The 11037-nt window shown below is 68.8% G+C and carries 10 protein-coding genes; 3 read left to right on the top strand and 7 right to left on the bottom strand.

Translation table 11 applies throughout. From position 1 onward, the window contains the following. Window positions 1-1506 (top strand): hypothetical protein (locus tag ENSA7_RS44505; RefSeq protein ID WP_181234373.1); only part of this gene is annotated, 1506 nt, incomplete at its 5' end. 105 nt (window positions 1507-1611) lie between these two features. On the opposite strand, the gene ENSA7_RS42755 is transcribed toward ENSA7_RS44505, so the two are convergent. The 7 genes from ENSA7_RS42755 to ENSA7_RS33950 all read right to left on the bottom strand — a co-directional run bounded on the left by ENSA7_RS42755 (window position 1612) and on the right by ENSA7_RS33950 (window position 8693). Beyond that, the gene (locus ENSA7_RS42755; RefSeq protein WP_146158456.1) at window positions 1612-2124 is read right to left on the bottom strand and encodes a Spy/CpxP family protein refolding chaperone; all 513 of its coding nucleotides are present in this window, start codon (window positions 2122-2124) and stop codon (window positions 1612-1614) included. 273 nt (window positions 2125-2397) lie between these two features. Continuing rightward, window positions 2398-3375, bottom strand: coding sequence for a fibro-slime domain-containing protein (locus ENSA7_RS33925; protein WP_244924005.1), 978 nt, complete (start codon window positions 3373-3375; stop codon window positions 2398-2400). A 178-nt stretch (window positions 3376-3553) separates the two neighbouring features. Next, entirely contained in the window at window positions 3554-4120 is a 567-nt protein-coding gene (locus ENSA7_RS33930) for a hypothetical protein (protein WP_106093567.1), read from the bottom strand. A gap of 4 nt (window positions 4121-4124) precedes the next feature. Further along, window positions 4125-4808: an orotate phosphoribosyltransferase gene (gene pyrE, locus ENSA7_RS33935; RefSeq protein WP_106093568.1), complete on the bottom strand. Its 684-nt coding sequence runs from the start codon at window positions 4806-4808 to the stop codon at window positions 4125-4127. Window positions 4809-4818: 10 nt separating this feature from the next. Then, window positions 4819-6360 carry a c-type cytochrome domain-containing protein gene (locus ENSA7_RS33940; RefSeq protein ID WP_106093569.1) on the bottom strand — a complete coding sequence of 514 codons (1542 nt, stop codon included), beginning with the start codon at window positions 6358-6360 and terminating at the stop codon, window positions 4819-4821. Window positions 6361-6463: 103 nt separating this feature from the next. Then, on the bottom strand, window positions 6464-7993 hold the full coding sequence (locus ENSA7_RS33945; RefSeq protein WP_106093570.1) for a sensor histidine kinase: 1530 nt from the start codon (window positions 7991-7993) through the stop codon (window positions 6464-6466). Continuing rightward, window positions 7971-8693 (bottom strand): response regulator transcription factor, encoded by a 723-nt coding sequence (locus tag ENSA7_RS33950; protein WP_181234374.1) that lies wholly within the window; start codon window positions 8691-8693, stop codon window positions 7971-7973. Before ENSA7_RS33950 ends, ENSA7_RS33945 begins: the two co-directional genes overlap by 23 nt. Before the next feature lie 198 nt (window positions 8694-8891). Here ENSA7_RS33950 and ENSA7_RS33955 point away from each other — a divergent pair, with 198 nt between their 5' ends. Continuing rightward, window positions 8892-9095, top strand: coding sequence for a hypothetical protein (locus ENSA7_RS33955; RefSeq protein ID WP_106093572.1), 204 nt, complete (start codon window positions 8892-8894; stop codon window positions 9093-9095). An 83-nt stretch (window positions 9096-9178) separates the two neighbouring features. Continuing rightward, on the top strand, window positions 9179-11037 hold a 1859-nt coding region (locus ENSA7_RS45915), incomplete at its 3' end, for a zinc-ribbon domain-containing protein (RefSeq protein ID WP_181234375.1).

Raw genomic sequence — 11037 nt, forward strand, 5'->3', positions numbered from 1 at the left:
GATGGGGACGGCGACGGCGACCTGTGCCAAGTCGGAGAGACCCGCCCGTGCTTCGAGTTTGACCCCGCGCTGGAAGGCGTCGGCGTCTGCGTGGAAGGCACTGAAACCTGTACGGAGGACGAAGTCTTTGGTGCGTGCGTGGGCTCGGTGGGCCCGAGCTTCGACAGCTGCCTGACCGACGCCGATGAAGACTGCGATGGCGCGGCACCTTCGTGCTCCGGCGAGCAAGCCTGGATGCGGTTCGCGGGCACCTACGGGCAGGATTTTGGCGGCCACGCGGCGTTCGGAGCCGAGGGCGACGTGTTTCTCGCGGGCAGTGCCGGGGGCTCGACCTTCCTCCCGATCCCGGGCCTGGAGATGCAGGCCGGGGGCGAGAACACGATCTTCGTCACGCACTACGACCGACATGGCGAGCACCTGTGGTCGACGCTGATTCCCGGCGACGGCTTCGTCGACGGCATTGCGACCGACGCCGATGGACATGTCGTCGTGGTCGGCGAATTCCGCGTTCCAACCGACTTCGGCGACGGTCCGATGTTCGACGAGGGCGGCTATGTCCTCGAGCTCGACCTCGATGGCGAGCCACTTTGGAGCCGACAGTGGCCGGACGCACAGTTCTCGCAGGTCGAGGTCGATCAAAACGACGGTGACGTCTTGCTGTTTGGCGTGGCCGCGACTGGCGAGGTCGACCTTGGGGGCGGACCGATCGGTGGGGACGGCGGCCCCGTGCTCGTCCGCCTGAGCGCGGCGGGAGATTTCGAGTGGGCTCAGCCCGACTTCGAGGGGCTCGGAGGCGCGGCCTCGCTCGCGGTGGGTTCTTCGGGGCTAATCGGAGTCGCAGGTCAGTGGGAGGGTGGGGCGCTCACTCTCGCGGGGGTCGATGTGCCCACACAGGGGGCGTTCCGCGGGCTGTTTTGGTCGACCTACGGCCCGACCGGAGAGCTCGAGCGCTCGGTCGGTGCGCGGGTCAACGACCCATTCCCCCGCGCCGCCATGGCGATCGGCCCGGAGGACCAGATCGGCTTCATCGCTCACGAAGCGGTGAATGTGCCCGGTGTGTGTGACCCCGAAGACATCTTTTGCGACGAGGAATTGTTCTACACGAACTTCGTCGCCGTGTACCAGGCGGACGGCAGTCACCACGCGAGCATCGAGCTCACCGGAGACGTCGATCCCTACGACGTCGCGTTCGGTCCCGACAACACCATCGTCGCCGTTGGTATGTACCAGCAAGGTGCGGACGTAGGCGCCGGACCGATGGACGCCGACGGGCGTGATGTCTTTGTCACCAAGCTCGACGAGGACGCCAACGTGGTCTGGGTTCGCCAAGGGCAGAATCAGGCCATCTGGGCCTTGCGCCTGGATGGGTGCGAAGTCGATCCGAACACCGGGCGCGTGCTCGGCTCAGCCTTGCAGGGGGGTAACTCGGCCATCGACTTCGGCATGGGTCCAGGTGGTGGCGTGAGCTCGGCCAACGATGCGTTCGTCGTCGTCCTCGAGCCGTAGTCGCGACTCGCAGCTCGGGCCCGATGCGCCCGCGCGCTGACAGCCCAGAACGACACAGGCCGCGAGGAGAGCTCCTCGCGGCCTGGGTCGGGTCGTGGTGTCGGGTCAGCCCTCGCGCTTGTCCTTGTCGGGCTTGCCCTTGCCCTTGTCCTTGCCCTTGTCCTTGCCCTTGCCCTTGCCCTTGTCCTTGGCTTTGGCGTGCCCGCGCTCGCCGTCGGCCTTGGCGTGCTTGCGTTCCCCGTGCTTGCCCTTGCCGGCCATTCGGGCGGCGACTCGCTCGCGCTGGGCCGCGTCGAGCTGCTCGTGCATGGCGAGGAACGCCCCGAATCGCACCGCTTCAATGGCATCACGCTTGGCTTCGATCTGCGCGTGCAGCTGCTTCATCTTGCTGACGTCGGGCTGGTCCTTGGCGTACTCGGCGGCCAGCTGACTGCGAAGCTGCTTGATGGCGTCGCGCTCGGACTTGGTCTGATCACGCAGCTCGTGGCGAAGCTCCTGGCTCGGCTTGTCCGCGTCGCCCTTGGCTGCGATCGCGGTCCCGCCTGCGAGGCCGCCGACGAGCGCGAGGGCGCCGATACCAGAGAGAAGGCGGGTTCCGATCATGGTTGAGATGCTCATTGTCGTGTTCCTTTCGAGGGTGGTTGCCCCACGTCTTCAGCATTCCCCCGTTCGCTCGCTGCGACCGTCGTCATCGTGTGAGCGCGACGTAAACGGGGTCGGGTTGATCTGTCGAATTCGTGTTCCCAGACCCCAATACGACGCTATCCAGCGGCGGCATCGATAGCCGCCGGGGCGTCGCTGTCACAGGCGCAAGCGCGTGCACGTCAAGCCTCCGAATTGAGCACGGCGGCCACTTGGGCCGCCGCGCGCAATCGTGAGGGGGAGCGCGCGCTACTGCGGCTCGAAGCAGGGGATCGTCGTCGTGATCTTGAAGTTCGACTGGGTGGTGTGGCGCTCGGCGAAGAAGAAGTCCAACGGGTAGACCTGACCGATCTGCAGGCCGAGGTTGTTGGCTTGCTGATCCATGTTGATGCTGCCGGCTAGCGGCCCGTGCACGCCGCCAAGATCGATGCCGAGCCTGCCGTTGACGAATACCCACAGATCATCGTCGCCCTCGAAGCTGAACACCTCGCCACCCTCGTACAAAAAGGTGGTGTGCATCTCGAGCGTGAAGTGGAAATTGTGATTGTTGCCCTCGTTGCCCCAGCCGAGCTCGTCGATCGGAAAGAACGCGTTGTTGTCGTACTCCCACAGCCCCGGCTGAACCTCCACCAGCTCGATCGGGACCTCGAAGCTCTGGTTCACGCCATCGACGTCGTTGTACCACTGGTTGAAGTTGTCGGCGGTGGTGGTCGTGGGCGTGCTCGGGTTGCCGTTGTAGACGGGCTTTTGATCGACGCCCAGGTCCTCCTGCACGATCCCCGGGTCGACGCCGATCATGTACTGAAAGTCGGGGTGCGCGATCCTGAAGTCGCGAACCGTGGAGTTGAGCGTCCCACACTCGAGCGGATCGCCGTCGCCGTCGCCGTCACCGTCACCGTCGCCGTCGCCGTCGCCATCACCGTCGCCGTCGCCGTCGCCATCACCGTCACCGGTCGGGTCGCCGTCCCCGTCCCCGGTTGGATCACCGTCGCCGTCCCCGGTTGGGTCGTCGTCGCCGTCGCCGTCGCCGTCACCGGTCGGATCACCGTCGCCATCGCCAGCCGGATCGCCGTCGCCGTCACCCTCGGCTTCGGCCTCGCCCGACTCGGCCGTGGTCTGCTCGTCGCCGGTCCCCGAGTCGGTTCCGGAGTCGGTCCCCGAGTTGCTGCCCCCCGTTCCAGTGCTGTCGCCGCACGCAGGTGCGAGCGCGAGGGTACAAGTGGCCATGAGACTGAAAATAATTCCCCTACGCATGGCCGGCACTTTAGCAGCAAGTCGCAACGTCCACAGCCGACCCATTGGACCGGTCGGCGGATGGGGGCGGCTGCAAAAGTCAGCGTTTGATTTGGAAACATCGCCGCGAGCGGTGTCGCGCTCAACCGCGCATTCCACTGTCCCGATTGTGTCAATAGGGCGGTGACAAGCGTGTGCCAACAAAGCTACCCATCCACCGACAGTCGAGCGTTGTGCCCGCGATCTCGCCGATCAGCCGTTGGCCGGCCCAGCCCTCCATGCTGTCGTCTGTGGCGGCTCCGTCCATCCGCGCGAGCGACTCGAGCGGGCCGAGCACGGTGCTGGCGTTGTGGCGCGACGCGACGTCAAACGAACCGTCCGCCTCGATCGCTCCGGTGAGCACGCCGAAGGTCGCCTCCGGTCCCGAGGGGATCGCGAAGACGCCGCCGCTCTCGATCAAGCCGGCCGTATACCCCTGTCCCGCGAAGGTCGCGACCGCGCACAGGTTCACGGGGTTCGCGTCGATCTCGACGTTCGGGCAGTCACAGCTGTCAACCTGGAACGCGAGCAGCCACTGGCCAGTGTGCGTGTCCCCGCTGGCCTCGCCGCGAGCCAGCGAGAGCTCGCGGATCAGCTCTGGATCGAGGGGATCGGGCGCGCTGTCGTCACCGCAGCCCGACGGCCCCAGCGCGAGGCCTAGCGCGAGGCATGGCGCGAGCCGGGCTTTGACGCAGCGCACCCGCTCAGGATAACCCAGCGTGCTCAGCCAGGTAGGCCTCGATCGCAGCCCGACCCGCGTCGTCGAGCACGACCTTTCCGTTGATCTCACGACCGTGCAGGTAGGGGACCAGCTCGCTGATCGAGACGATCGCCCGCACGTCGACGCCGAGCTCGTCACGCAGCTCGCGCAAGGTGGTGTGCTGGCCGCGCCCCCGCTCTTGGCGATCGACCGCGACGATCGCCGCGCCGACCTCGACGTCGGGCGCGGCCGCGCGCAGCAGCTCGACGGCCTCGCGGATCGAGCGGCCCGAGGTGATCACGTCGTCGACGAGCACCACCTTCATGCCCGCGGCCGGGGCGGTGCCGACGAAGTTGCCGCCCTCGCCGTGGTCCTTGGCCTCCTTGCGGTCGAAGCCATACGGAACATCGCGCCCACCCTCGGGCAGCTCGGCGAGAGCGATCGCCGTGGCCACCGCCAGCGGCACGCCCTTGTAGGCCGGCCCGAACACCAGATCGCAGGCCAGCTCGGCGCGCTGGATCTCGGCCGCGTAGGCGCGCCCGAGCCCCGCGATCGCCCGGCCCGTGCGCAGCTGCCCCGCGTTGACGAAGTACGGCGACTTGCGGCCAGACTTGAGCGTGAACTCGCCGAAGCGAACGACCTCGTAGCGGATCAGGAGATCGACGAATGCCTGCTGGTGGGGCTGCACGCCGCGGATGTTAGGGCGAGCCGGGGGCGCCGTCGAGGATCCACTCGCGGACCAGGGCGATCGAGCGATCGTCGAGCAACACCGGCGAGTTCAACGGCATGTGGCTGCCGGTCCCGCCGTCGGGCTGACAGCTCGCGATGATCTGATACAGCCAGGAATTCTCGGGGTCGCCCGGCTCGACCAGAGCGACGCCAGGGTTGCCGACGACCTCATGGTTAAGCAGCTCCGCGAGCAGGTCGGGCGCCTGCAGGTTGAGCCCCGCCGCTTGCCCAGAGTCGCCATGGCACGCGTTGAAGCTGCACGACTGCTGAAACACGACGCCCTGCACGTTGCTGAGCGTGGGCTCGATCGCGGGCGCGACCGAGGGATCGTGATCGATGCACGCGGGCACGGGCGGCAGGCCGGGGTCGCCGCTCGGCGGGATGTAGAGCTCGCCCGCGCGCTCTTCATCGGTCGGCTCGGCCTGCGCGGGGTTCTTGGCCACCGGCAGCACGCCGCACGGGCCCTGGAAATCGAGCGCGCCGTCGGGGCTGGTGCCGACCGCCTTGGTCCCGCCGGTGACCGTGGCGTCGAACATGATCTTCGACTCCGCGAGCCCGAGCATGACGCACATCTCCTGATCACCGATGCCCCAGCCGACGTTGACGTCGCGCCAGTTGTCGTAGCCGCAGGTGTAGGACAGGCTCTCGACCCCGGCCAGATCGAGGGGCGGATCGAACACCAGGCCGTTGGCCTCACCGTTGAACCCGTCGAGCCGGTAGACGCTCTGCCCGTCGAGCGGGCCGCCGCCAAAGCTCAGATCGAAGTAGTTGCCCAGGTAGTGGTAGTGGGCCACCGCGTAGTGCAGCTTCATGTTGATCGGCGCGCCGGTCGCCTCGGCGTAGCGCTCACCGAAATTGTCACACACGCCGGTGAAGCGGCTCTCGGTCTGGGCTGGAATGTCGATGTCGAGGTAGCTCAGGCGAAACGGGGTGAGCACCAATTCGACGTCGCGCGGGTGGATGATCTCCAGGCTCATGAACAGCCGCGTCGAGACCTCGGAGGGGCCCACGTTGAGCAAGTGGGTGCCGGCGACGACCTTGTGGCGCGGCGGGATCTTGATGACCGCGCCGTCCGCGGTCCGCTGGACCTCCACGAACGACTGGGTCGACTGGGCGAACAGCACGGTGCCCGAGATCGCAGCCTCGAGCTCGGAGAAGCCCCGCGACCCGCACGGAAAGAACCCGTCGGGGCCCTCGTACAGGGTCTCGGGCACCACGAACCAATTCGAGTGGTGGAAGTAGCCGAGGTTGCTCAGCGTCACGCCCTGCACGTAGACGGCCTCGTCGTTGTCGACCGTCCACTGCACGCAGTTCTCCAGCTCCTGCAGCGGCTCGAGCACGAACTCGCCAAAGTCGTGATTGACCAGCACGCGATCGTCTGGCTCGCTGCCGCCAGTGTCCGACTCGCTGGTGCCGGTGTCCGAGTCAGCTTGATCGGGCGCGCTCGCGTCGACACACGCGAGCAAGGGGAGAGCGACGAGCGGCGCGAACCAGCGGAGAGTGCGAAGCATGAGAGACCCCAATCAGGTGCGACGCCCGCAGCGTGCATCGACGCGGGCGCCTCAGCGTACTGACCTCAGCGTACTGGAAGTATGGACCGGCCGGGGGCCAAGCTCACAACACACACACGAACCGAGCCCCAGAGTTGCCGTCGCGGCGGGGTTCGGCCCAAATGCTGCCCCCGTGGGCCTGCGCGATCTGTCGGCACAGGTACAGGCCCAGGCCGACGCCGCCCTGGTCGCGGGCCCGGGCGGCATCGAGGCGCGCGAACGGCTCGAAGATCTTGGTGCGTTGATCTGGGGGGACGCCGGGGCCGTCGTCCTCGACCTCGATCACGATCTTGCCGGCCCCGTCACGCTCGCCGCGGATCACCACGCTGCCGTCGGGGCAGGCTCGACGCGCGTTGGCCAGTAAATTCTTGAGCAGGCGCTCGAGCAGCATCCGGTCGCCCTGCAGCTCGATCCCCTGCTCACACTCGACCGTCGCGGCGAACCGGGCCGCCGCGGCCGCGCACAGGTCCGCGAGCTCGACAGGCTCGAGCGCGAGCGATCCGTCGCGACCGAGCTCGAGCCGGCCGGAGGTCAGGAGATCCTTGATGAGCGCCTCGACCTCGTCGAGGTCCTCCTGCATCTCCGTGAAGCCCCGCTCGAGCCGCGCGAGGTGCTCGGGATCGATGCCCTCGTCGCGCTGCTCGGCGGCCTGGATCTGTTCGATCCGCTCGGCGAGGATCTCGACCAGCACCTTGGTGCGCGCGATCGGGGTTCGCAGCTCGTGCGACACGTTCGCGAGCAGGGTCCGCTGGCCGGTCATCAGCGCGTCGAGCCGATCCGCCATCTCGTTGAACGAGACTGCCAGCCGGTCGACCTCGTCGTGCGGCTCATTGGCGATCTCGGCCCGGTGGGACAGCTCGCCGTCGGCCAGGGCTCGGGTGCTGCGCTCGAGCTTGTCCAGCCGCGAGGTCAGCGAGCGGGCCAGCGGCCACGCGCCGCCTGCGAGGGCCAGCAACAACAACACGCCGACGCTGAGCAGCCTTCGCAGCGGGCTGTGCTTGGGATCGATCGTGACGACCGCGATCAACCGCCCGTGCTCGCGGTCGAGCGCCCGCTGCTTGGGCCGGGTGTCCGCCTCGGGCTCCGCAAAGTCGACGTCTTCCAGGCTGTCGCTGACCTCGAAGCCGCGCTCGAACAGGGCCAGCGCGATCGAGGGGGGCCCGAGCCCGGGACGGCGGACCAGCGGGTGACCCTGGCGGAGCTGGTGGATCTCGGTCTTGGTCAGCGGGTGCTCGTGAAACTGGGGCCGACCATCGCGACCGCGCGATGCGCCGAGCGGCTCACCGAGCCGGCGACCCCGGAGTCGAGGCAGCACCGCCACGTGGGCCTCGAGCTGCTGCTCGAGCGCCTCGACGGTGGTCTGCAGGCCGGCCTCGTCATGGTTGAGCAGCGCCTGCGCGAGTGGCTGCCCCGACGCGCGCGCCCGCTCGACGAGCTCGAGCACGCGCTGCTCGTTCCACGATGACGCGGCGATCCAGACCAGCAGCCCGACCAGCGCGGCGAAGCCGAGCACCGCGACCACGAACGTCGCGTAGATGCGCGCGAACAGGCTGGTCCCGAGCCGGTGCCTGCTAATTGTCCGCTGAGAGCACATAGCCGACCCCGCGAACCGTCTTGATGAGATTCGCACCCAGCCCCGGATCGGCCTCGGTGTCGGCTCCGGCGAGCGCCTGGCGGACCTTGCTCATGTGCACGTCGATCGAGCGATCGACGGTCGGGTCAAACTCCTGGGATGGCTCGCCCCGCAGCGCGCGGACCTGGGCGTGGAGCTGGTTGCGACTGAGCACCCGCTCGGACTGCGAGGTGAGCACCCACAGCAGATCGAACTGATACGCGGTCAGCTCGCAGGCGTTGCCCGACACCACGACCGTGCGTCGGGCACGATCGATCGACAGGGGTCCGACCACGAGGGTGTCGGACTCGACGTCCCCGGTCGCGCCGTGTCGGCGCAGGACCGCGCGAATCCGGGCCAGCAGCTCGCGCGGGGAGAACGGCTTGGGCAAGTAGTCATCCGCGCCGACCTCGAGCCCGACGATGCGATCGATCTCGTCACCGCGAGCGCTGAGCATGATGACCGGGACCTTCGAGCGCTGGCGCAGCTTGCGGCACAGGTCCAGGCCCTCGATGCCGGGCAGCATCAGATCCAGCAGCACGATGTCGTGCTCGCCCGACCCGGCCCGCTCGAGCCCTTGGCTGCCCTCGCCGACGATCTCGACCTCGGCCTTGTGGGTGCGCAGGTACTCGGCGGTCCGCTCGGCGAGGCGCTGGTCATCTTCGATGAGCAGGATCCGCACCGGGGGATGGTGCCACAGTCGCCGGGCGTGGGGCAGGGCAGGCGTGGTGGGCTCGGCGACGGCGATGAAAGTCGCCGGGCGTGGGGCAGGGCAGGCGTGGTGGGCTCGGCGACGGCGATGAAAGTCGCCGGGCGTGGGGCAGGGCAGGCGTGGGGGCCTGGGATTGACAGCGCGGCACCGTCATCGTAGGTCGCTAACATGCGGTACGTGTGCAGCAACTGTCACACACCCCTGGATGCCGAACCCACGGATGAGCACAAGGTCTGCCCGCGCTGCAAGGCGGAGGCAGGGATCGAGCTCGTCAAGGTCGTCGCGCCAAAGCCGATGCAGCTGTTCGGGCTGATCCTGTTGGTCGCCGCGGTCACGACGATCGGCGGATCCTTGATCGGGTTGACGTCCTGAGCCTGCGACTCTGCTAGAGTCTCGCCGCGGATGGCCGCCTCGTACGCCAGCTCGAACGTCCCACCGCGCCCACGGAGGCATGGATGATCGTTCGTTGTGACAACTGCGGGACCGAGTTCGGGTTCGACGACAGGCAGGTCGGCGAGGGCGTCACCGTGCGCTGCTCGGTCTGCAAGCACGTCTTCAAGGTCGAGTCGCGCACGCCTCAACCAGTCGTCAACTGGCAGGTTCGCACGCCCGAGAACACGACCTTCACCGCGCCCGACGTCGCAACCTTGCGCGAGTGGATCCGCGAGAACCGGCTGTACCCGGACGATCAGGTCTCACGCACGGGCCGCAACTGGGTGCCGCTCGGGAGCATGCCCGAGTTCGCGGACGCGTTCGCCGGCTTCGAAGAGGTCAAGCCGGTGGTCCGACCGGTGGCCCAGCCAGTCGCGCAGTCGGTCGCCAAGCCGGTGGCGCCACCCGTGGCACCACCGTCTCAGCCCGCCCGGGCGCCCCAGGTCGCGCCGCGTCCCGCCGCCCCGCCGCCTACCGCCACGGCCCAGCCACGCAGCGCGCCCGCTCGTCGGGTCAGTCCCCCAGCGGTGGCAACCCCGGCGCCACCGGTGGCGTCGCTGAGCACGGGGCCCGGTCCGCAGAGCTCGCGCCAGACGCTGTCTCCGCCGCGCAGCTCACCCCCGCAGAGTCCGGCGCCCGTGTCGAGGAAGCTGGCCCAAGAGATCGAGGATCTCGACTTCCTCGATGACGACGACCCGACTGAGGCCCACAGCGTGCTGACGGCGTCCGCCGCCGAGCGGGAACCCCGCGACGAGGCGCCGACCCGCGTCCACGCGCGCAAGCCGTCCGAGCCACGACCGGCCGCGGTCCCCGTCGCGCGCAGCCTCGCGGCCGATCTGGATGATGATGACGGTGACGATGACGATGACGATGACGAGCTCGACGAGCTCGATGCCTTCGAGGCGCCCGCGCCACGCCGTCGCATCGGTCCGGTCCTCGTCGCCTTCGTCGGCGTGGCGGCGGCGGTCGGGGTCATGTTTGGGGTCCCGCAGATCCGCGAGAAGCTGCTCGACCTCGCCGGTGACGACGCAGCGGATCCAGGCGCGGCGCAGGCTGGTGTCGTCTCGCGGCCAGAGATCACCGCGGCCGATACTGCTCTGCTCGCGCTCGGCACCGCCGAGCTGGCGAGGGCCGAGGCTGGCCTGCAGCGGGCGATCGACGCGGGCGACGCTGATCCGGCCGTGCTCGCGGCGATGAAGCTCGCGCTGGCCGACCTGCTGCTCAACCGGGCGATCAACTACGAGATCGCGGCGGTGATCGACGACGCCCAGCGCGAGGACTTCCGCCGTCGCGCCCGCGAAGACCAAGAAGACGGCGATCGCCTGGTCGATGGGCTCGAGGGGGTCGCCGACGTCGATCGGCTGGCTGGCGTACGTGCGCTCGCGCGACTGGCCGCGGGCCGGGCCGAGGCCGAGGTGCTCCCGCTGGTCCCCAAGCCAGCCGCCGAGCTCGCGCTGATCGTGCGCGCGGCGGTCCTGTGGCAGGACCTCGACGCCCCCGTCCCGCCAGGCTTGCTCGCCGGTCTGCAGGCGCTCCCCAACCGCACCGGCCTGGGCGAGGCCGCGCTCGCGCTGGCGCTGCTGCGGGCGGGCGACACCACGGCCGCCAACAACACCGCCGAGCGGCTGCTCACGGGCGCCGAAGACCAGATGGTCGGGCTTGCGATCCGATCCCGCGTCGGCACCGGCGAGCTCGCGGGCGACTCGGACGCCAACGACACCAGCGTGGGCGAGACTGATGGGTCCGCTGCCGCGGACATCACCAACGTCGCCAAGGCCCCGCCGCCTCCGCAACCCGGGGACGACGAAGGCGGTGGTAGCGGCGGTGGCGGTGGCGGCGGGGCCTTGGCGACGTTGGTGATGTCCGCGGCAGCGGACCCATC

Source organism: Enhygromyxa salina (assembly GCF_002994635.1).
Lineage (GTDB): Bacteria > Myxococcota_A > Polyangia > Nannocystales > Nannocystaceae > Plesiocystis > Plesiocystis salina_B.

Bases quoted from the DNA above. Each gene is read 5' to 3' on its own strand.
- ENSA7_RS42755 (WP_146158456.1), bottom strand. From the start codon at position 2,124: ATGAGCATCTCAACCATGATCGGAACCCGCCTTCTCTCTGGTATCGGC.
- ENSA7_RS33925 (WP_244924005.1), bottom strand. From the start codon at position 3,375: ATGGCCACTTGTACCCTCGCGCTCGCACCTGCGTGCGGCGACAGCACT.
- ENSA7_RS33940 (WP_106093569.1), bottom strand. From the start codon at position 6,360: ATGCTTCGCACTCTCCGCTGGTTCGCGCCGCTCGTCGCTCTCCCCTTG.
- ENSA7_RS33945 (WP_106093570.1), bottom strand. From the start codon at position 7,993: ATGTGCTCTCAGCGGACAATTAGCAGGCACCGGCTCGGGACCAGCCTG.
- ENSA7_RS33955 (WP_106093572.1), top strand. From the start codon at position 8,892: ATGCGGTACGTGTGCAGCAACTGTCACACACCCCTGGATGCCGAACCC.